The 21,879-nt window shown below is 75.5% G+C and carries 10 protein-coding genes; 2 read left to right on the top strand and 8 right to left on the bottom strand.

Going from position 1 to position 21,879, the window contains the following annotated elements; all coding sequences use genetic code 11:
• Positions 1–260 precede the first annotated feature (260 nt).
• Complete coding sequence (locus NQZ70_RS39835; protein ID WP_237244468.1) at positions 261–1,124, top strand: SDR family NAD(P)-dependent oxidoreductase; 864 nt, start codon at positions 261–263, stop codon at positions 1,122–1,124.
• Here the strand turns inward: NQZ70_RS39835 and NQZ70_RS39830 are convergent.
• The 8 genes from NQZ70_RS39830 to NQZ70_RS39795 all read right to left on the bottom strand — a co-directional run bounded on the left by NQZ70_RS39830 (position 1,121) and on the right by NQZ70_RS39795 (position 9,020).
• The gene (locus tag NQZ70_RS39830; protein ID WP_237244467.1) at positions 1,121–1,537 is read right to left on the bottom strand and encodes an aldo/keto reductase; all 417 of its coding nucleotides are present in this window, start codon (positions 1,535–1,537) and stop codon (positions 1,121–1,123) included. The genes NQZ70_RS39835 and NQZ70_RS39830 overlap by 4 nt on opposite strands.
• A 31-nt stretch (positions 1,538–1,568) precedes the next feature.
• Positions 1,569–2,333 (bottom strand): dienelactone hydrolase family protein, encoded by a 765-nt coding sequence (locus NQZ70_RS39825; RefSeq protein ID WP_129578891.1) that lies wholly within the window; start codon positions 2,331–2,333, stop codon positions 1,569–1,571.
• Between the two features lie 63 nt (positions 2,334–2,396).
• The gene (locus tag NQZ70_RS39820; RefSeq protein ID WP_129581849.1) at positions 2,397–3,704 is read right to left on the bottom strand and encodes an LLM class flavin-dependent oxidoreductase; all 1,308 of its coding nucleotides are present in this window, start codon (positions 3,702–3,704) and stop codon (positions 2,397–2,399) included.
• 263 nt (positions 3,705–3,967) lie between these two features.
• A complete protein-coding gene (locus NQZ70_RS39815) occupies positions 3,968–4,867 on the bottom strand; it encodes an ABC transporter ATP-binding protein (protein ID WP_165374397.1) in 900 nt (299 codons plus the stop codon).
• On the bottom strand, positions 4,864–5,937 hold the full coding sequence (locus tag NQZ70_RS39810) for an ABC transporter permease (RefSeq protein WP_129581847.1): 1,074 nt from the start codon (positions 5,935–5,937) through the stop codon (positions 4,864–4,866). The genes NQZ70_RS39815 and NQZ70_RS39810 overlap by 4 nt, the downstream gene beginning before the upstream one ends.
• 68 nt (positions 5,938–6,005) lie before the next feature.
• A complete protein-coding gene (locus NQZ70_RS39805) occupies positions 6,006–7,076 on the bottom strand; it encodes an ABC transporter substrate-binding protein (RefSeq protein WP_129578890.1) in 1,071 nt (356 codons plus the stop codon).
• Positions 7,077–7,260: 184 nt separating this feature from the next.
• On the bottom strand, positions 7,261–7,791 hold the full coding sequence (locus NQZ70_RS39800) for a hypothetical protein (protein WP_129578889.1): 531 nt from the start codon (positions 7,789–7,791) through the stop codon (positions 7,261–7,263).
• Positions 7,792–8,336: 545 nt separating this feature from the next.
• Positions 8,337–9,020, bottom strand: coding sequence for a hypothetical protein (locus tag NQZ70_RS39795; protein ID WP_129578888.1), 684 nt, complete (start codon positions 9,018–9,020; stop codon positions 8,337–8,339).
• A 573-nt stretch (positions 9,021–9,593) separates the two neighbouring features.
• Here NQZ70_RS39795 and NQZ70_RS39790 point away from each other — a divergent pair.
• Complete coding sequence (locus NQZ70_RS39790) at positions 9,594–21,755, top strand: tetratricopeptide repeat protein (RefSeq protein WP_272826514.1); 12,162 nt, start codon at positions 9,594–9,596, stop codon at positions 21,753–21,755.
• Positions 21,756–21,879: the final 124 nt, after the last annotated feature.

Here is a 21,879-nt window from a genome sequence, read left to right as displayed (position 1 = left end):
CAGCATGCCAGGACGAGGGCCCGCTGGACAACACCGCGGTACGGTCAACGAGAGCCCCCGCGCGGTCAACGGCACGTTCCGCAACCTCACGCTGGTGAACGCGCGCGACGACACCTGCGACTAGCCCCCGAGCCGACGGTTCCCTTCCTCCCTCCGGTCGATGGGCGCGCGCGTGACCGTGCCGGAGCAGCGGATCACCACCGGCTGCTGCCGCGGCAGCAACACGGGCGGCACAGCCGCGCCCTCACCGCACCGGAGGGGTGCCCGAGGCCGAGCGTGCGTCGCGAGGGCGGCTCGGCGGCGTCCGGCGAGCGACGCGGCGGCATGGGAGTTGTTTCTTCAGGGGCGCCATGGATCTCGGCTTGAAGGGACAGGTGGCCATCGTCACCGGTGGGAGCGAAGGCATCGGGAGGGCCGCCGCGCTTCGGCTCGCGGAAGAAGGGGCCCGGGTTGCGATCGCGGCGCGGCGGCCAGACGTCCTCGCGAGCGCGGAGCGGGAGATCCGGGACCGAGGCGGAGATGTGCTGGCGATCGTGGCAGACGTCACGAGGCCCGCCGACGTCGAGCGCCTCGTGGCGGAGACGATCGCCCGATTCGGACGGCTGGATATCCTGGTCAACAACGCCGGCACCGGACGGGCAGCCCATTTCGAGGAGGTCGACGACGAGACCTGGCAGGCCGATCTCGACCTCAAGCTGCACGCGGCGATCCGTACGTCGCGCGCAGCCATTCCCCATCTCAAGAAGCAGCGCGGCGGGCGCATCATCAACGTGACGACGCCCGCCGGCAAGCAGCCCGGGGCGAGATCGCTGCCGACCTCGGTCAGCCGCGCGGCGGGGATCGCGCTCACCAAGGCCCTGTCCAAGGACCTGGCCGAGCACGGCATCCTGGTGAACACCGTCTGCGTCGGCGTCATCAAGAGCGGCCAGCAGCGGAGGAACGCAGAGCGCCGCGGGCTCATCCCCGAGGAGCACTACGCGGCGCTCGGGAAGAACGTGCCGCTCGGCCGCGTGGGCGAGGCCGAGGAGGTGGCCAACGTGATCGCCTTCCTCGCCTCCAAGGCCGCGAGCTACGTGACCGGCACCAGCATCAACGTGGACGGCGGAACCTCCGGCGCGATTTAACCCGCGCCGCCGGCCCGCTCCCAGCGGTCTTGCATGGTGGTGCCCGGCAGCATGTAGTTCGTGCGCTGCCAGTCGGTGGGCGCGCCGCGCGCCACACCGCCGCGGATGATGATGCCGGCTCCGGCCTGGGCCGCCTTGCCGATCACCTCCTCGTGCTCGCGCTGCAGCGCGGAGTAGGGGATCTGGAAGGCGTCGAAGACGCCCATCTCGATCTGCTCCACCAGGTTGGGCAGCGTGCCCGAGACGCCGAGGAAGCGAACCTTGCCCTCGCCCTTGAGCTTCAGCGCCCCCTCGAGCGCGCCGTCCTGCTCGAACTCTCGCCGGGTGAGGCTCCGGTGGAACTGCACCAGGTCGAGGCACGCGCGCCGCAGCTTGCAAGCCTGAGAACGGGCGAGCCCCGAGGGCCCGCCCACCTTGTGGAGATGAGCGCTGGCGCCGCCCGGCTCAGCTCTTCGGAGGCGCCGACTTGAGCGTCGCGTCGAACAGCGCGAGCAACGTCTGGTAATGGCGCTCGGACGCGGCCTGGTTGTACACCGCCGAATCGGAGGGGACCCAGCCGTGCTTCGCGCCCGCGTACGTCTCGACCGTGTGCCGCACGCCCGCCTGCTCGAAGGCGTCGATCAGCCGCTGCTTCTGCTGGTCCGGGAACGAGGCGTCCTCGACGGCGCCCGCGACGTAGACGCGCGCCCGGATGCGCGGCGCCAAGAGGTGCGGGCTCTCCGGATCGTCGGTCGCCAGGTTGCCGCCGTGGTACGACGCCGCCGCGATCACGCGGTCGGGAAAATGGCCGGCGGCCGACAGCGACAGCCCGCCTCCCATGCAATAGCCCGTGGTGCCGATCGACAGCGAGCTGACGTCGGGGTGGTCGGCCAAGAAGGCGAGCAACGCCTCGGTGTCCGAGCGCACGTTGGCCTTGGTGGCCGTGGCCATGTATTTCTGCTGCCAGTGCTTTCGAAACTCGGGATCTCGGCTGAAGGTCTCGGCGTCCGGCGCCTGGTAGGGGCCGCCGCGATAGAACAGATCGGGCAGCAGGACGAAATAACCGCCCTGCGCGACGCGCTCCCCCAGCTCGAAGAGCGCGGGGCGTATGCCGCGGCCGTCCTGGTACACCAGCACCGCGGGCCAGGGACCTTCACCGGCGTCGGGCCGGAAGATGGAGGTTTCGGTCTGCCCGTCCCGAGTCTTCAACGTGACCGTGGTTCGTGACATCTCATCCTCGTGCCCGGCGTCCGGGCGGGTGGTCGTCGATGCGAGCGGGCGCGCCGATCGCGCTCAGCGCTGCGCGGCGCGCTCTGGAAAGAATCGATTCGCGGGCCGCGCGAGCCCCAGGTTCTCGCGCAGCGTTTTCCCTTCGTACTCGCGCCGGAACAAGCCCCGTCGCTGGAGCTCGGGGACGACGCGATCGACGAAGTCGTCGAGCCCGCCCGGCAAGTAAGGGAACATGATGTTGAAGCCGTCGCAGCCGTTCTGGACCAGCCACTCTTCCATCTGGTCCGCGATGCTGTCGGGCGTGCCGACGAACGCGAGCCCCCCGAAGCCGCCGAGGCGCTGCGCGAGCTGACGAACGGTGAGCCCTTCCCGCTGCGCCAGCTCGATGGCGCGCTCGCGCCCGGACTGCCCGGCGTTCGTGGGCGGGATCTCCGGGAGCGGCGCGTCCGGATCGAAGCGCGAGGCGTCGCAGCCGAGCACCACCGAGAGCGACGCGATGCTGCTGTCGAAGTGCACGAGGCCATCGAGCCGCGCGCGCTTCTCCTGCGCTTCCTGCGCGGTCTCGCCCACGACGACCAGCGCGCCGGGCAGGATCTTGAGCGTGTCGGGATCCCGCCCCAGGCGCTCCCGCCTCCCCTTGACGTCGGCGTAGAAGCGCCGCGCGCCTTCCAGCGTGGATTGCGCCGCGAACACGACCTCGGCGGTCTCCGCCGCGAGCTGCCGGCCTGCTTCCGAGGCGCCCGCCTGCACGATCACCGGCCATCCCTGGACCGGACGCGCGATGTTCAGCGGCCCGCGCGCGGAGTAATACTTGCCCTTGTGGTTCAGCACGTGCAGGCGCTCCGGGTCGAAGTAGATCCCAGCCTCGACGTCGCGCACGAACGCATCGTCGGCGAAGCTGTCCCACAGCCCCGTGACCACCTCATAGAACTCGCGCGCGCGCCGATAGCGCTCGTCGTGCTCCACGTGCTCGGTGAGGCCGAAATTCAGCGCTGCGTCCGGGTTCGAGGTGGTGACGATGTTCCAGCCGGCGCGCCCGCCGCTGATGTGATCGAGGGACGCGAAGCGCCGGGCGACGTGATACGGCTGATCGAACGTGGTCGACGCGGTCGCCACCAGACCGATGCGCTCGGTGGCGCCGGCCAGCGCAGAGAGCAGCGTGAACGGCTCGAAGGACGTGACCGTGTGACTGCGCATCAGCGCGCTGAGCGGCATGTTCAGCACGGCCAGGTGATCGGCCATGAAGAACGCGTCGAAACGAGCCTGCTCCAGGCGCTGCGCGAAGCGCTTGAGGTGAGAAAGATTGAAGTTCGCGTCCGGGTAGGCCCCCGGATAGCGCCAGGCGCCCGTATGAATGCTGACAGGGCGCATGAACGCGCCGAGCCTCAGCGTGCGTGCGGCCACGTTCGGCCCCCACGCCGCGAGCGCGGCCACTCCAAGCGTCCCGTTGCCATGTGGGATGTCTACTATAACGGATGCCGAGGCGAAAGCGGAAAATATAACGGATGCCACGGCGCCGGTGGAGACGGCGGGCGAGCTCCCTGGAAGCCCCAGCCGCTCGCCGGGCGCTTTTCGTGCCGCGCATGGCAGGGCATGCCTGGTACCTCGACTGGCGCGCCGGAGCGCCCGGGGCGCTACTCCATCGAACGAGCGGCGGCCTGCGCGCTCGATGGTGCCGCGCGCGCCGCGGGGGCGCGATCGTGGATCAGCTCCTCCAGACGCTTCTTCGTCGCCAGGAAGTTCCCCGACAGGAGCTGCTCCGGCCCGCGCGGGCGCGCCACCGGCACCTCGATGATCTCGAGCACCCGGCCAGGGTTCGCCCCGAGGACGACGATGCGATCCGAGAGGTAGATCGCCTCGTCGAGGTCGTGCGTGATGAAGAGGATCGTGACGTCGACCCGCTCCCAGATGCGGAGCAGGTGCGCCTGCATGCTCGCCCGCGTCTGCGCGTCGAGCGCGCCGAACGGCTCGTCCATCAGCAGGATGCGCGGCTCGTTCGCGAGCGCGCGGGCGATCGCCACGCGCTGCTTCATCCCGCCGGAGAGCTGAGAGGGGTAGTGATCGGCGAAGCCCGAGAGCCCCACGACCTCGAGCCACTCGAGCGCGATCCGCTCGGCCTCGCCGCCGCCCACGCCCCGCATCTTGAGGCCGAACATCACGTTCTTCTTCACGGTGAGCCAGGGGAACAGCGTGTAGCTCTGGAACACCATGCCCCGGTCGGCGCCCGGCCCCGCGACGGGGGCCCCGTCGATCCGCACCTCGCCCGCGCTCGGCGCGTCGAGCCCGGCCACGACGCGGATCAGCGTCGACTTCCCGCACCCGGACGGCCCGATCACGCTGATGAGCTCCCGCCGGCGCACGTCGAAGCTCACCCCGTCGAGCGCCGTGACCGGCCCGCGATCGCCCTCGAAGCGGCGCGTGAGCCGCTCGATGCGCATCACCACCGGGCGCGCCCGGAGCTCGGCGAGGCGCGCGGCGACCTCGGCCGTGTGGTGCCTGTAGCTGGGGAGCTCGATCCGATCGTCCGCTGTCATCGGGGGTCTCCTTGGAGCCGCGGCGCGAGCGCGGGCTCGCCGCCCGGCGCGCCCGCGCCGCGCGCGGGCGGGAGCAGCCGGCGGAGGACGCGCGCCCAGCGCGCGAGCGCGGTGTTGCCGGTCTCCCAGGGGAACAGGTGACGCCCGAGGAGGGCGAGGAGCTGATCGGTCGCGAGCCCGATGAGGCCGATGATGACGATCCCGGCGTACACGTTGGCGAAGTTCCGGTAGCGCTGCTGCTGGTACAGGAACGCGCTCAGCCCCGATTTCTCGCCGATCAGCTCGGCGACCACGAGGTAAGTCCACGCGCAGCCGATGAGGAGGCGCAGGTCGCGGAAGAGCGCCGGCAGCGCCGCCGGGAGCACGACGTGGGCGACCAGCTGGCGGGGGCGCGCGCCGAGCGTCTGCGCGGCCTGGAGCAATGCCGGGTCGACCGAGCGCACCGTGTTCGCGACGACGAGGACCATCTGGAAGAAGACGCCGATGAAGATGATGGCGATCTTCGGCGCGTCCCCGAGCCCGAGCACGGCGACGGCGAGCGCGCCGAACACGGGCGCCGGCATGTAACGAATGAAGTCGACGAACGGCTCGACGAGCCTCGAGAAGAGCGCGAACGCCCCGCAGAGCACGCCGAGCGGGACGCCGAGGAGCGCGGCGCAGCAGAACCCCCAGAAGATGACCTGGCAGCTCTGGAGCAGGCTCTCGTGCAGCCAGGTGTCGCCCGTGCGCTGCGGGGGCGTGGTGAAGGCGGCGTAGAAGGCGCGGCCGACCTCGTGCGGCGCCGGCAGGAAGACGGGGTTCGCGCGCTCCCCGCGGGCGAGCGGCCGCCCGGCCTGCGCGAGCTCGAGGTTGCGCCTCTCGAACACCTCGCGATCGACGAGCTGGCCCTCCGCGATGTACGCATAGGCGCCGGGCGCGGCCGCGTCGCCCGGATCGGTCACGCGCACCAGCGGGTGCCAGACGAACGGCACATAGCTGACGACGCACCACGCGGCGAGCGGCAGAACGAAGGCGAGCGCCGCGAGCGTGAGGCCCGCTCGCCGCGGGAGCGGCCTCTGCACCGCGAGCAAGCCGGAGAGCGCCCCGGGCCGCGCGCGCCTCGCGCCGCCGGCCGCCCGGGGGAGGGGATTCTCCGCGCTCACGGGGCCTGACCTGCCTTGAGGGCCTCGGCGGTGAGGCTTGGATCGATGTATCCGTCGACCGCGAGCGGCGCCTTGTAGGCGCCGTTCTCGACGTTGAACTCGTCGACGACCCGGCTCGATCCATAGATCGAACCGAGGCCTTCGCCCTTCTCCAGGTGCTTCATGCCGCCGGCGAGATCGAGGAAGAACGTCCCCTTCATCAAGGGCCTGTACTGCTCCGGGGTGAGCCCGACGCGCGCGCTCATGATGCGCGCGGCCTCGTCGAGGTTCTTTTCGTCCTTGATGAACCGGGCGATGCGGTCCCACACCCTCACGACCTTGCCCCAGTCGGCGCGGCGCTCGGCGAGGCTCTTCGGGCTCACGGCGAGGACGTCGTAGATGATGCCCGGCACGTCCGCGCTGGTGAAGATCGCGGTCGAGCCAGGCAGCTCGCGCAGCGCCTGTCCGCTGTTGGGCTGCCAGGCGACGATGGCGTCGACGCCGCCGGATTTCAGGGTCTGCGGCGTCTGGTCCGTCGGCACATTGACGATCTGGACGTCCTTCTCGGTGAGGCCCGCGGACCTGAGCGCGTTCAGGAGCAGGAGGTGGCCGACGAAGCCGACCTCGACGCCGACCTTCTTGCCCTTGAGCGCGGCGACGGCGGTGATTCCGGGCCTCGCGACCACCATGTCGTTGCCGCTGCTGTAATCGTTGACGAGGATGGCGACGCTCGGCGCGCCGCCGTTGCCGGTGACGAGCGCGTCGCCGTTCGTGACGCACACCGCGTCGACCTTGCCGGCGGAGTAGGCCTCCATCGAGGGCACGTACTCGAACCACGTGAAGTCGACCTCGACGCCGGCCTCCTTGAACCATCCCTTCTGGATGCCGATCTCCCAGGCGACCCACCCGGGCCAGTCGCTGTAGGCGATGCGCAGCGGAGCGCCGGCGGGCTTCGGCGCGGGGAGCGCGCCCGCGGGCGCCCCGGCCTGCGCAGCGTCGTCGTTCGCGCCGTCCGCCGACCCCTTTCCGCACGCGGCGCCGAGCAGCAGCAGCGTCACGAGCCCGACCAGTCGAACAAGCCACGTCATGGTGCGACCCTTCCTCCGGCTCTTGGGGAGCAGAGGCGAGGGTGGCCGGGCGCCCGTTGCGCCAAGTTTTCGGGGCTGTTGCGCGAGCCATGTCGCGCGTTTTTTCGGCGCGCGCCCGCGCGTGGAGCGCCCCGCGCGCGGCCAGGGGCCGGCGGCGGCCCGCGGGGCGTTCCGCGCGACGGCGTCAGGGCTGACTGGCGCCCTGGCCGTCTCCCTCGTCGGAGCCGTCGAGATCCGGGCACTTCTGCACGATGAGATCGCACTCCGGGATGGTCGTCTGCAGCTCGCTCGCAGGGGAAGCGCACGTGAGCGCCCGGATCTTCGCGACGTGCGCGAGCAGGCACGCCTGGTACTCGGCCACGGTCGCGGTGCAGCCCGCGCGCGCGTCGGCCGGCGGCAGGCAGCTCGGCGGGGGGTCCGCGGCCTCGTCCGCCCGCGGCTGCTGGGTCTCGGACATGCATTTCTGCATCACCGCCTCGCACGCCTGCCCGACCGTGGACCACAGCATGCCGACGAACTCGCAGGTATCCTGCTTGGAGAGCTCGAGGCTCGGCGCGAGCGACTGGCACGTGGACTCGACGTCGGCGGTCGTGAGGTCCTTGAGGTGCTTGCTGCTCACATCGGCGGGTATCGGAGCGGCCGCCACGTCCTTGCCGCCCCAGAGGACGAGCGACAGGAAGGCCGAGAGTGCTCCGAATCGAATCAGTCGGTTCATTCGTTCTCTCCCTTGTACGAGCGGCCGCCTCGGCCGCGGTGGGGCTCGGGAGCAACCGACGTACCGGCGGCCTCGTTGTGCACGATGGGACCGCGCGCGCCCGGCGCGGCGGGGCGGGCGCGCATGGGATTCATTCGTCTTCCGAGCTTCCCGCCTTCCTGCTCGGTCGCTCTGACGATATCCCATGAGATCCACCCTCCCGGGCTGTCCTCCGGACCGCGCCGGCCGGGCGGGCAGGATGGGCACAGGGCTCCTCGTTCGCTGGAGAGCCTCCGATCACCGCGGACGGCGCTCCGGGGCTCGGAGGAGAAGGAGATGGACCGCCGAGGCGCCAAGGACGCCAGGAAGAGAACTTCTGGGCTCTCCTGGCGTCCTTGGCGTCTTTCTCTCTGGATCGCTGTATCCGATGCGGCCGAGCGGCGCGTCGCCCGAGTTCGTCCCTGGTTCCACGGAGGCGGCAGCCCGTGGAGACCTCCCGTGGACAGGGAGAGGAAGACGCCGGGGGACGCGCTCCGGACCCCGGGAGAGGCCCGGAGCGCCGGCCGTCAGACGAGCTCGCGCTCGCCGCCCGGATACACGAACGAGTCGCGGGGCGAGTACCACGAGGCGCTCTTCACCACCTGGATCGGGCTCCCGGGCCGGAGCGCATACACCGGGTGATCCTTCGCGAGGAACTCGACGGACAGGAGCTCGTACGGGTCGGCCATGTCCGCGATGTAGGGGTAGTTGCCGGCGAAGAGCCGATCTCCGATCTTCGTCACGTAGGTGAGGTGGCCGCGCGCGACCACGCCGATCTTGTGGCCGACGTGCGCCCGCGTCCGGATGATGGGCACGCCGTCCACCGAGGTCGTCGCCACGAGCTCCTTGCCGTGCACCTCCAGGGTCGTCGACCCCGGCGACGCCGGCACGCCGCGCTCGCTCACGTACCGGCGCACCACGTCGGATGAGTTGAAGTAGTGCGTGAAGAAGCGGGCCGGGCTCGCGCCGTCCGGCGTGGTGTGACCCGCGAGATCGAGCCCCAGGTAGGTGAGCGAATACGCTCCGAAGCCGGACGTCTGCTCCGGCTTGTCGACCACGTACTGGTTCATGTAAATGGCCCTGTTCTCGGCCGGCCTGAGCCCGCTCGGCAAGAGCGCCGCCGCGGCCTCCGGATCGGCGGGTATCCAGCTCGAGTAGAGCATCCGGCTATCGATGACCATCTGCGGCGCGGCGAGCTTCGACTCCGACATGGTGCTGTCTTTCTCCCCCCCGGGAAGGACGAGCACTATCACAACTCGCCGCCCGGCGATCCGCGGCTGTCCGGGAGCGGACACGGCGATTGCCCGGCCACGAGGGTGAGAGGCTGTCGAAGGAGGGAGTTGGGCGGGCGACACCGACGCAAACAGCAGCGCTGGGCGGCGGGCGCGATCGCCGCTCGGCCGGGCGGCGCCGGCGCCCGAGGTGGCGAGACGGAGGCGATGCGCCTACCCGAGCGCCGGTGAGCGGACAACGCACCACCCCGAGCGCGCGCCCGCCGTCGGCGCGCTTCAGGCCGCGCCGACGAGGGGCCGGCGCGCAGGCGCCTTGCCGTCGCGCCCGCCGGCCGGAGCAGGCGCGGTCGGCCCCACCCGCCTCACCGCATCTCAGCGCCACTGCCCGGGCCATTCTCCACCGCCGTCGCCGGGCCCCCGATCGCCGAGCCCATTTGGGAAACGCTCCTGTTACCTTGGGCGACGCTCCGCAGCGCACTGCGGGCGCAGGTTCGCGGGCAGCGCCGGCACGCCGGCCTGCTGCCCCATCGCCAGCCGAGGTCCGGATCCAACATGCAGCAGGACACGAAGGGCGCGCGCGTCTCTTTCCGTATCGATAACCTCGAAGCCGCGCTCGAGCAGGGGATCGACAACGAAGCGGCCGCGCTCGACGTGCTCGTGGCCGCCGCGGCGAAGGGGAGCCCGCACCCCGAGCTGTGGGCGAAGCTCCACGAGTCCGCTGCGCGCCACGACAGGTTCTCCGAGCTCGCGTTCGCGTACGAGCGCTTCGCCAGCGAGCGGCGCTTCGGGATGCTCCCGCAGGCCGCCCAGGCCGAGGTCCTCGTCCACGCCGCCGAGTTCCTCGCCGACTTCTTCAGCGACCCCGGCGGCGCTCGCCCCTACCTCGAGCGCGCGCTCTCCGTCCTGCCCTCGCACCCGGAGGCCTTCCTGCGCCTCGAGCGCATCCTCGTGGAGGCGAACGAGCCGCCGAAGCTCGCGGACCTCTACGCCCTCGCCGCGGGCTACCGCGCGGAGCGCGCCGAGCAGCTCGCGCTGCTCCGCCGCGCCTTCGCGCTCGTCGAGGTCAGCGGAAAGGAGGAGGAGCGCGCGGTCAAGCTGCTCCAGCAGATCCTCCGGATCGACCCCGGCGACGCCTCGGCGCGCTGGGCGCTCGAGGAGCGCTACGCGCGCGCCGGGCGGCTCCAGGAGATCGCGAGGATGCTCGAGCCGGCGCTCACCACGGAGCCGCCGCCGGCCGACGCGCTCGAGATCCGCTCGCGGCTCATCGACCTCTACAGCGGTCCGCTCAAGGAGATCGAGCGAGCCCTGCCGCACGTCGAGGAGGTGCTCGCGCTGAACCCGAGCCACGAGGCCGCCTACCGGGCGGCGGAGGCCCTGCTCGGGCGCAAGACGGCCGTCGTGCGCGCCGCCGCGGCGCTCGAGGCCGCCCACGCGCGCCGCGGGAGGCCGCAGGAAGCGGCGCGGATGATGGCCCTCCAGATCGAGAACCTCCGCGGGCCGCGCCGCGTCGAGGTGCAGAAGCGGCTCGTCGAGCTGCAGTTCCAGAGGCTCGGCGACCTCGCGGCGGCGTTCGCGCTGTCGGAGCAGATCCTCGCGGTCGACCCCTCGGACGAGGCCGTGCGCGACCGCTTCCTCCAGCTCGCGTCGGTGCTCGACCGCCGCGCCGACGCGGCGCGCGTGCTCGTACGCGCGGCGTCCGGCGCCAAGGACAAGCCGCTCCGGGCGCACATCGCCGCCGACCTCGGCGAGCTGTACGAGGGCCTCGGGGACGTCCGGAAGGCGCGCGCGGCGTTCCAGCAGGCGCTCGACGGCGAGCCCGACGCCGCGGCCGTGCGGCGCGCGGCCCGCGGGCTCGCGAAGCTCTGCGAGCGCGAGCGCGACGCGCGCGGGCTCGCCGGCGCGCTCGAGCGGCTCGCCGAGGCCGAGCCGGAGGCCGAGGCGCGCGAGGCCGCGGCGGAGCGGCTCGCGCGCCTCTACGAGGAGGAGCTCAACGACCCGGCGGGCGCGATCGCGGCGTACCGCAAGCTCGCGGAGGCGGGCTCCTCGCGCGAGGCGCGCGCCCTCGCCGCGCTCGAGCGGCTGTACGAGGCCACCGCCGCGCACGAGGGGCTCGCGTGGGTCCTCGAGCGGCGCGCCGAGGCCGAGGCGGACCGCCGCGCGGCGCGGGACCTCGCCTTCCGCGCGGCCGAGCTGCGCACCCGGCTCGCCGACCTGCCGGCCGCCATCGCCGCCTGGCGCCGCTACCTCGCGGCGTTCGGGCCGTCGCGCGAGGCGCACGCGCGGCTCCTCCCGCTGCTCGAGCAGGAGCGGCGCTGGGCCGAGCTCGAGGCGCTCCTCGAGGCCGAGGCCGAGCTCGCGGCCGGGCAGGAGCGCGCCTCGGTCCTCGCCCGCATCGGCGCGATCCGCATGGCGCGGCTCGACGATCCGGCCGGCGCGATCGCCGCGTACCGCGAGGCGCTCGCGCTCGATCCGACGGATCGACCGAGCCGGCTCGCGGTCGAGAAGATGCTCGGCCCGCCCCCGGCGAGCGGCGCCGGCGGGGCGGAGCCCACCCCGTCGCGGCAGAGCGCCCACCTCGTCTTGACCGACGAGCAGCGGCTCGCGGCCTGCGCGGTGCTGGAGCCGATCGCGCGCGGGGACGGCGCGGCGCAGCTCCTCGTGCGCGTGCTCGAGACCCGGGCGGAGATCGCGCCCGTCGCGTGGGCCCCGGGCGCGGCCGCGCCGGCGCCGGCCGACGCGTCGGGCCGGCTCGCTGCGCTCGAGGAGGCGGCCGCGGTCGCCGAGCGCGAGCTCCGGGACCCGAAGAAGGCGCTCGACCTGGCGGCGCGCGGGCTCTCGATCGCGACCGCGTCCGCGCCGGAGCGCATCGCCCGGTGGGTCGCCGAGGTCGAGCGGCTGACCGAGCACGGAAGCGAGTCCGCGCGGCGCGCGCCGACGCTCGCCGGCGCGCTCGGGGAGCGCGCGGTGGACAGCGCGCCGCTGTCGCACCTCGCGCGGCGGGCGGGCGAGGCGCTGCTCGCGAGCGGCGACGTGACGCAGGCGCTCGCGCTCTACCGGCGGGCGCTCGCCTTCGAGCCGTCGTCGCGCGAGCTCATCGCGCGGGTGGACGCGCTCCTGCGCGAGCAGGGCAGCCCCGAGGAGCGGCTCGCCCTCTACCGCGAGGCGCTCGCGCAGCCGTGCCCGCCCGCGCGGCGGCGCGAGCTCCTGCACGCGATCGGCACGATCCAGCGCCGCGACGTCGGCGACCTCGCCGGGGCGGCCGAGACGTACCGCGCCGCGATCGAGGACGACCCGGGCGACGACGCTGCGTACGAGGCGCTCCTGGAGACGTACGCGGCGGGCGGCGCGTGGGACGCGCTCTACGACGCGCTGGCCGAGCGGCTCCCGAGCGCCCCGCCCGACGAGCGCGTCGGGCGCGAGCTGCGCATGGCCGAGGCGGCGGCGAAGGGCGGGAAGGTGCCGAGCGCGGTCGCGCATTACCGCGCGATCCTGTCGGGCGGCGCGGCGCTCTCCGACGCGGCGCTCTCCGCGATGGAGGCGCTCGCGCTGTCGGCCGGCGACGCGGCGCTGCTCCGCGAGGTGCTCGAGCGGCGGGTCGCCGCCTCGGGCGATCCGCAGGACGAGGCGCTCTGGCTGGAGCGGCTCGGCGAGCTGTCGGCGTTCGGGATCGGCGGCGCGTCCGGCGCGGACGCCGCCCCGGGCGATCTCGACGCCGCGGTGGCGGCCTGGCTGCGCGCCGCCGCGCTCGCCGAGGGGCCGATCGCGGATCCGGAGCGGGCGCAGAAGCTCTACGAGCGCGTGCTCTCCGTCGCGCCGAAGCACCGTGACGCCGCCGGGCGCCTCGCCGCGCTCTACCGCGGGCAGGGGGCCTGGGAGCGGCTCGCCGCGGTCTGCGAGGTCCTGCTCGACACCGCGGAGGGCGACGACGAGGCGCTCGCCGCGCTCGCGGCGCTCGAGGACGCGGCGATCCGGGCGCGCGCGACGTCGCGCTTCGTCGACGCCGCGCTCGAGCTCCGCGATCGCATGAGGGGCGAGGGGGAGGGGAGCGAGGGGGAGCGGAGCGCGCCCGCCGGCAAGCCGGCCGCGGCCCGGCTCCGCGCGATCGACGCCGCGCTCGCGCGGGTGCTCGCCGCCGATCCCGACCGGCAGGACGACGCCGCGTCCGTCTACCGGCGGCTGCTCTCGCCGCCCGAGGGCGGCGACGCCGCGCAGGGCGCGCTCGATCCCGCCGCGCTGGAGGCGTTCCGCGCGTTCCTCGCGCAGAGCCCGGACACGCTCGCGCGCCGCGTGGACCGGCGCTGGCTCTTCACGCTCCTCATGGAGCGCTCGCGCGAGGGCGAGCGCCAGCGGGCGCTCGCCGCGTGGGCCGCGTGGGAGGAGGAGATCGGCGAGCGCGCGGCGGCCGCGGCGCTCTACGCCCGGCTGCTCGAGGCGGATCCCGAGAACGACGACGCGCTCGCGGCGCGGGGGCGCCTCCTCGCCGAGCTCGGCGACGACGAGGGCGCGGCGGAGGTGCTCGCGATGCGCCGCGATCGCAGCGAGGGCAGCGCGCGCGTGGCGCTCGACGTCGAGCTCGCGACGCTCCTGCTCGATCGGCTGGATCGGCCGGCGGAGGCGCTCGACGCCGTCGCGCCCGCGATCGAGGCCGGGATCGTCGAGCCCGCGGTGCTCGAGATCGCCGAGTGCGCGCTGGGGCGGCCCGAGACGCAGGCGCGCGCCGCGCTCTTGCTCGAGCGGGCGTGTGACGCGCTCGACGACCCCGAGGCGCGCGTCGCGCTGCTCGAGACGCTGCTCGCGAGCTCGCCCGCGCCGCGCCCGCCGTCGGAGGCGAGCGCCGCGCCGGGCGCGCCGCGCGCAGCGCTGGACGGGGGCAGCCTGGCGTCCGCGCAGCGCGCCGCCGTCCGCCGCGGCTGGTTCGAGCGCCTGCTCGATCTCCACGAGGGCGACGCCGCGCGGGGCCTCGAGGTCGCCCTGCGCGCGGTCTCCGAGCTGCCGGGCGAGCTCGACCTCTGGGATCGGCTCGAGGAGCTCGGCCGCCGGGCGAAGCAGCCCGAGCGCGTCGCGGCCGCGCACGCCGCGGCGCTCGGCGACGCGGGCGCGGCGCTCCCGCCCGACGTCGTCGAGGAGATCGGCCGGCGCGCCGTCGAGCACCACGAGGAGTGGTTCGACGCGCCGGAGGCCGCCCTCGCGCTGCTCCGCCGGCTCGTGGAGCTCGTGCCGGGCTCGCTCTGGGGCTTCGAGCGGCTGAAGCTCGCCTACAACGCGGCCGAGCGCTGGGAGGACCTCTTCGCGCTCTACGACGCGATGCTCGATCGCACCTCGGCGCCCGACGAGCGCATCTTCCTCCTGGAGGACGCCGCGGCCGTGGCGCGCGATCTCGCGGGCGACGGCGAGCGCACGATGCGCTACCTCGAGCAGCTCCTGCCGCTCCAGGACGACGCGCGCACCCGCGCCGCGCTCGAGCGGCTCTACGAGCGCCACGGCAGGCATCGGCCGCTCATCGATCTCCTGACGGCCGAGCTGCCGAGGCTCTCCGGCGAGGCCGCGGAGCGGCTCCGCGAGCGCGTCGCGCTCCTCTGGATCGAGGGGGTCGGCGACGCCGCGTCGGCGCTCCCCGTGATCGAGCAGCTCCTCGACGCGTGGCTCTCGTCCCGCGCGCCCGGCGCGCCCGGCGCCGCCTTCGCGCTGCTCGAGCGCGTCCTCGCGGCGATCCCGCCCGAGGAGGCGCCCGCCGGCGAGGCGGGCGCGCTCGCCGCGCGCGCGGCGCGGCAGCGGTCGGCCGTCCTGCTCGCGCGGCGCTACCGCGAGGAGGGGCGGCCGGAGGACCTCGTGCGCGTGCTGGAGATCCAGATCGAGGGCGCCGACGTGGACGACCGCCCGGCGCTCTTGCGCGAGATCGTGCGGCTCCGCCGCGACGCCCTCGGCGACGAGCCGGGCGCGTTCGCGCGGCTCGCCGAGCTCATCGAGCTCAGGCCGTCGGACCCCGGCGATCGCGCCGAGCTCGCCGAGCTCGCCGAGCGGCTCGGCCGGCACGACCGCCTGGCCGAGGTCCTCGCCGCGGCCGAGCCGCGCGCCGAGGGCCCGCAGCAGGCGCTCGCGCTCGTCCGCGACGCCGCGCTCCTCCGCCGCGACCGGCTCCGCGACGCGGACGGCGCGATCGCGCTCTTCCGCCGGCTCTTCTCGCTGGCCGAGCGCCACGGCGACGCCGCGGCCGCGCGCGACGCGGCCCGCGCGCTCGACCGGCTCTTCGCCGAGGGCGACCGCGTCGCCGAGCGGTGCGACGTGCTCGACACGCTCGCCGCGCTCGAGGCCGACCCGGCGGCGCGGCGCGAGGCCCTCGGCGAGCTCGCGCGGCTCGCCGGGTCGCGGCTCCACGACGAGGCGCGGGCGATCGCCGCGTACTCGGCGCGCCTCGCCGACGATCGGCAGGACCTCGAGGCGCTCGACGGGCTCGCCGCCATCCTCGAGGAGGGCGGGCGCTACCGGGAGCTCACGGCCGTGCTGGAGCGCCGCGCGGCCGTGCGCGGCGGCGCGGGCGGCCGGCGCGATCTCGGGCGGGTCGCGCGGCTCTTCGAGCGCGAGCTCGGCGACGCAGAGCAGGCGATCGCCACCTGGCGCCGCATCCGCGAGGAGCTCGCGCCCGATCCCGAGAGCGGGGACGCGCTCGCCGCGCTCTACACGCGCGCCGAGCGCTGGGGCGACCTCGTCGCGCTGCTCGAGGTCGAGGCGTCCGCGGCCCGCGCGCTCCCCGGCGGGGCCGGCGCGGCGCGCAGCGCGGAGCTCTTCCGCCGCCTCGGCGACGCGCACCGCGATCGAACGCTCGCGTGGGAGCGCGCCGTCGAGGGCTACCGCCGCGCGCACGAGGCCGAGCGGGCCGCGCGCGGCGAGCGCGGCGAGGGTGGCGAGGGCGGGGAGGGGACCGCGCGCGGGTCGTCCACGGCGCGCGCGGGGCTCGAAGAGCTGCTCCGCCGCGTCGATCCGGCGTCGACCGAGCACCGCCGCGCGCTGGTCGCCGCGGTGGGCGCGCTGCTCGAGATCTGCGCCGCCGCGGACGACTGGCGCGCCGAGGTCGCGCTGCTCGAGCCGCGGCTCGCCGCCGCCGAGACGGACGTCGAGCGGGTCGCCATCCTGAAGGCCTCCGCGGCGCTGCTCGAGGAGCGCGGCGGCGACCGGGAGGGCGCCTTCGAGCTCGCCTTCCGCGCGTTCCTCCTGTCGCCCGGCGAGGGGCAGCCCGAGGGCCTCCTGCGGCTCACCGACCTCGCGGGCCGCTGGCACACGATCGCCGACGCGCTCCCCGAGCTCGAGCGCCGCGGCGACGTGCCTCCTGCCACGCTCCGCGACCTCACCTTCCGCGTCGGCCGCTGGCACCGCGACGCGCGCGCCGACGCCGACGCGGCCGAGCGCGCGTTCGAGCGGGCGCTCCTCCACGACCCCACGAACAGCGCCATCCTGCTCGATCTCGCGGAGCTCCTGCGGCACCGGCGCGGGCCCTCGCTCGTCCCGACCCTGCTCCGGCTCGCGGCGTCGACCGGGCACGACCTCGCCCTCTACCGCGAGGCCGTCGAGACCGCGCGCGACGCGGGCGACGCCGCCCGGGCCCGCGACATCGCCGCGGAGCTCCTCGAGATCGCCGTGCGGCGCCTCGGCGACGAGGAGGGGCAGCCTCCGGTCCCCGGCGCGTGGCCCCCGTCGCGCGCCGCGCTCTGGGCGATCGACGCGCTCGTCGCCATGCTCGCGGACGCCGGCGACAGGCCGCAGATCGTCGCGCTCTGCCGGCGCGGCGCCGCGCTCCCGCTCGCGTCGAGCGAGCAGCGCCGGCTCCTGCGGACCGCGGCCGAGGCGGCGGAGCCCGAGGAGGCGATCGCCCTCTACGGCGGGCTCTTCGACGACGATCCGGCGGACGAGCCGGTCGGCGAGAGCCTCGCGGCGCTCCTCCGGGAGGCCTCCCGGTACGAGGAGCTCGTGCGCCTGCGCGAGCGGCAGATCGAGGTCTCGGGCGACGCCGAGCGCCGCGTCGCGCTCCGGTACGACGCCGCCGAGCTCCTCGCGGAGACCCCGCGCGCCGCCGACGCGATCGCGCTGCTCCGCAAGAACCTCGCCGAGCGCCCGGGGCACGCCGCGTCGATCGACAAGCTCGCCGCGCTGCTTGAGGCGGGCGGGCTGCACCGCGAGCTCATGCTGCTCCGCGAGGAGCAGGCGTCCGCGCGCGAGGCGGAGGGCGCCGGGCCGGCGGCGGCCGAGCTCTGGCTCCAGGCGGCGTCCCTCGCCGAGCACGAGCTCAACGAGCCCGAGCGCGCGATCGCGAGCTACGGCCGCGCCGCGGAGATCGGCTCGGTCGAGGCGCTCGACGCCCTCGCCCGGCTGCTCGCGCGCCGCGGCGAGCACGCGGCGGCCGCCGAGGCGCTCGAGCGGCTCTGCGCGGGCGCGCCGGCCGAGGAGCTCCACCAGGCCGCGCTGCGCCTCGCGGACGCGTACCTCGCCGCCGGCGAGCCCGATCGCGCCCGCGCCGCCCTCGAGCGAGCGGCGCCGCGCGCCGCCCAACCCGCGCCGCTCCGCGAGCGGCTCGCGTACCTCTACCGCGCCTCGGGCGCGTGGGGCTCGCTGGCCGAGCTCATCGCCGGCGACGCCGCGCGCGCCGACGAGGCGCCGGCCCGGCTCTCGCTCCTCCGCGAGGCCGCGGATCTCTACCTCACGCGCGCGAGCGCGCCGGCCGCCGCGATCCCGCTGTTCGACGACGCCATCGTCCTCGCCCCCGACGACCTCTCGCTGCGCCTCGCGCGGAGCCGCGCCCTCTCCGCCGCGGGCAGGACCGACGACGCGACCGCGGCCCTGCGCGCGATCGTCGCCGACTTCGGCAGCCGCCGCCCGAAGGAGCGCGCGTTCGTCCACTACGAGCTCGCCCGCGTCGCCCTCGCCGCGGGCGACCGCGCCCGCGCGATGGCGGAGTTCGACCTCGCGCTGCGCGTCGACCCCGCGCACCCGGACGCGCTCCACGGCCTCGCCGGCCTCGCCCTCGAGGACGGCCAGCTCGAGCGCGCGCACCGCGCCTACCGCGCACTGCTGCTCGTCGCGCGCCGGCCCCGCGACGAGGGCGGCGAGGGGTTCGCCGGCGCGCGGCGGAGCACGATGCCGCCGACGCGCTCCAGCGTGGCCCTCCCGACGGCGACCTCGTTCAGCCGGGCCGAGGTCCTCCTCGCGCTCGGCGAGATCGCGCGGCGGCAGGGCGCGTCCGATCGCGAGATCGAGTACGTCGAGTCCGCCTTCGAGGCGGCGCGCGAGAGCGACGCCGAGCACGAGAAGCTCCTCGCCGCGCTGCGCGCCCGCGGGCGCCACGACCTGCTCGCCCGCGCGCTCGAGGCGCGGCTCGCCGGCCCGGCCCTCGAGCCCGCCGAGGACGCCGCCGCCGCGCTCGGCGAGCTCGCGTCGCTCTACGAGGGGCCGCTCGATCGCCCCGAGCCCGCGCTCGCGGCCCGCCTGCGCGCCCTGGATCTCGCGCCGGGCGCCGGCCCCGCCCACGACGCCGCCCTCGAGCTCGCGCGCCGTCTCGGCCAGACGCACCGGTACCTCGAGCTCGTCGAGCGGCTCTGCGCGCGGGCGGCCTCCGAGCCGCACGAGGTCGCGCTCCTGCTCCGCTTCGCCCGCGCCCTCGAGCTCGCGCCGGACGGCCAGGAGCGCGCCGCGGCCGTCTACCGCCGCGCCGAGGCGAAGATCGCGGCCGGCGGGCCCTCGGCCGGGCGCGAGGTGGGCGCCGACCTCGAGCAGCTGTGGCGCTCCCTCGGGGCCATCTACGAGCGCCTCGGCGACCGCCTGGCGCAGGCCGACGTCCTCCGCAAGCGCATCGCCCACGCCGACGCCGCGCGCGCCGCTGACCCGCGCGCGGACGACGCGCAGGCCGCCCCCGCGGGCCGCCCGGACCGCGCCGAGCCGCGGTACCGCCTGGCCGCGCTGCTCGCGTCGGACCCGGCCGAGGTCGATCCAGCGATCTCCCTCCTCGAGGAGGCGCTCGAGCTCTCCGCCGATCCGGACCGCGCCGAGGCGATCCTGCGGGACGCGCTCCGCGCGGATCCGAGGAACCCGCGCGCGATCCGCCTCTTCGAGCGCCTCGCCCGGCAGAGCGGGCGCCCGCGCGCCCTCGTGGACGCGCTGCTCCTGCTCGCCGAGATCGAGGGCCCGGGCGTCCTCGAAGAGGCGGTCCGCACCGCCCGCGCGCTCGGCGACCGCGAGCTGGCCGAGTCGATCCTGCTGCGCATCGTCGGCGCCGGCGCGGCGCCCTCGTCCGACCCGCCCGGCGCCGCGTGGGCGCTCGTCGCGCTGGCCGAGCTCCGCGAGGAGGCCGGCGATCTCGCGGCCGCCGCGTGGCTGAGCGAGCGCGCCGCGCGCGCCTCGGCGCCCGAGGACGAGCGCGCGCTGCTCCTGCACGCCGCGGAGCTCGCCGCGGGTCCGCTCGACGACCTCGCCCGCGCCGCGCGCCTCTACGAGGAGCTCCGCGCCCGCGAGCCCGCCGAGCGCGAGATCTGGATGCCGCTCGCCGGCGTGTACCGCCGGAGCGGCGACGCCGCGCGCCTCTCGACGCTGCTCGAGGAGACCGTCCCCCTCGTCGACGACCTCTCCGAGCGCTGCGCGCTGCGCCTGGAGCGCGCGCGCCTCCTCGCGCGGGAGTCGCCGGCCCAGGCGGCGCTCCTGCTCCGCGACATCCTCGACGAGGACCCGACCCAGGTGGAGGCCGCCATCCTCCTCGCCACGATGCTCGAGGAGGCCGGCCGCACCGAGGAGCTCGGCGAGCTCTTCGCGCTGCAGCTCGACGCCGCGAAGGACCGCGCGGACGTCGCCTCGATCGCGTCGATCTCGATGCGCCTCGGCGCCCTCCTCGAGCAGCGCGGCGACGATCGCGGCGCGCGCGACGTCTACCTCGGGGCCGTCGACTGGGACGCCACGAACCGCGACGTCCTGCGCGCCCTCGTGCGCCTCAGCCGCAAGCGCGACAGCGCGGACGATCTCGCCGACGCGCTCGAGAAGCTCCTGCGCATCGAGCAGGCCGACGAGGCGGCGCAGATCGCGCTGGAGCTCTCGGAGCTGCACGGCGCGCGCGGCGACGACGCCGCCGCCGAGGCCGCCCTCAAGGCCGGCTACGCGGTCTGCCCCGCGAGCGACCGGCTCCGCGAGGAGCTCGCGTCGCGCTACGCGGCCCGCGAGGCCTGGCACGCGCTCGCCGAGCTGCACGTGCTCACCGCGCGCGTCGCCGGCGCCGACGAGGCGCGCGTCGCGTCGCTCTGCCGCGCCGCCGAGATCCTCCGCGACCGCGCGGGCGACGCCGCGGCCGCGGCCGAGCTCCTCGAGCGCGCCCTCGGCATCGCCCCCGGGGATCGCGACGTCCTGCTCGCGCTCATCGACGCGTGCGGCGCGTCGTCCGACCACGCCCGCGCGGCCCGCGCGCTCACGGCGACGCTCGAGGCGAGCCCGGACGACCCGTGGCTCTACCGCGCGCGGGCCGAGGTCCACGGGGCGCTCGGGCAGGACGACCGCGCGCTCGGCGATCTCGAGCGCGCCTACGCGCTCGGCGGCGCCGAGTACGCGCGCGAGCTCGTCGCCGAGCTCGAGCGGGCGCTCGCGCGCGCGGCGGCGCGGCCCGCCGAGGCCGAGCCCGCGCCGTCCGAGCCCGCGCCGGAGGCGGCGGGGGCCGCCTCGCCCCGCGCGCTCCGGCTGCGCCTCGCCGAGATCCTCGCGCGCTCCGGCGATCTCGAGCGCGCGCGCGCCCACCTCGGCGACCTGCTCCACGCCGACTCCAAGGATCGCGCGGCGCTCAAGGCGCTCGCCGGCCTCGAAGAATCGGCCGAGCGGTGGGACGCCGCGAGCGCCGTCTACCGCCGGCTCATCGCGCTCGAGGAGGGCGACGCGCTCGTCGCCACCGCGCTCCGCCTGGCCGGCGCCTGCGCGCGCGCCGGCCACCTGAGCGACGCCCGCGGCGGGCTCGAGCGCGCGCGCCGCGCCGCGCCCGGCAACGCCGAGATCCGCGATCGCCTGCGCGCGCTCTACGCCGAGATCGGCGCGAGCCGCGAGCTCGCCGCGATCACGCTGGAGGAGGCGGCGGCCGCCTCCGACGTGGCCGGCCGCTTCGCGTTGCTCGTCAAGGCCGGCCGCCTGCTCCTCGAGGTCGGCGACGCGGCGCAGGCGGCCCCGGTGCTCCGGGAGGCGCGCTCCCTCCGCCCGGAGGACCAGGAGGTCGCCCTCCTGCTCGTCGACGCCCTGACGGCCGCGGGCAGCCCCAAGGAGGCGCGGGCGGTCACCTCGGAGCTCATCGTCGCCAGCAAGGGGCGCCGCTCGCGGCTCCTCGGCGCCGTCTACCACCGCCTCGCGCGGATCGAGGACGCCGAGGGGAATCCGCGCGAGTCGCTCACCGCGCTCTCGAGGGCGCTCGAGAACGACCCTCAGAACGGCGAGCTCGCCATGGCGCTCGGCGAGAGCGCGCTCGGGCTGGGGGAGCAGGACATCGCCGCGCGCGCCTACCGCGCGGTCACCCTGATGAAGATTGCCCCCGAGCCCGGCGAGGGCGGCACCACGCTCGCCGCGCGCGCGCTCGCCTATTACCACCTCGGGGCGATGGCGCTCGCCGCCGGCGACCGCCGCAAAGCGCGCCTGATGCTCGACAAGTCCGTCTCCGAGGACGGGTCGCTCGAGGCGGCCCGGGCGCTCCTCGACGAGCTGCGCGCCGGCTAAACCCCCCTCCCGCGCGTCTCGTCAGGTATGCCCCGGTCGCGGCGGCCGCCCTCGCGGCCGCCCCAGGCGGCGCGGCGGCCGCGGCGCGCGCCGGCGCGCCCGATTCCAGCGGTATTTTGCGGCT

This window comes from Sorangium sp. So ce836, assembly GCF_028553905.1.
Lineage (GTDB): Bacteria > Myxococcota_A > Polyangia > Polyangiales > Polyangiaceae > Sorangium > Sorangium cellulosum_D.
Note: the sequence above shows the minus strand (reverse complement) of the source record. Positions and strands in the feature narration are given on the sequence as shown.

Bases quoted from the DNA above. Each gene is read 5' to 3' on its own strand.
- NQZ70_RS39800 (WP_129578889.1), bottom strand. From the start codon at position 7,791: ATGAACCGACTGATTCGATTCGGAGCACTCTCGGCCTTCCTGTCGCTC.
- NQZ70_RS39825 (WP_129578891.1), bottom strand. From the start codon at position 2,333: ATGTCACGAACCACGGTCACGTTGAAGACTCGGGACGGGCAGACCGAA.
- NQZ70_RS39805 (WP_129578890.1), bottom strand. From the start codon at position 7,076: ATGACGTGGCTTGTTCGACTGGTCGGGCTCGTGACGCTGCTGCTGCTC.
- NQZ70_RS39820 (WP_129581849.1), bottom strand. From the start codon at position 3,704: ATGCGCCCTGTCAGCATTCATACGGGCGCCTGGCGCTATCCGGGGGCC.
- NQZ70_RS39790 (WP_272826514.1), top strand. From the start codon at position 9,594: ATGCAGCAGGACACGAAGGGCGCGCGCGTCTCTTTCCGTATCGATAAC.
- NQZ70_RS39815 (WP_165374397.1), bottom strand. From the start codon at position 4,867: ATGACAGCGGACGATCGGATCGAGCTCCCCAGCTACAGGCACCACACG.
- NQZ70_RS39795 (WP_129578888.1), bottom strand. From the start codon at position 9,020: ATGTCGGAGTCGAAGCTCGCCGCGCCGCAGATGGTCATCGATAGCCGG.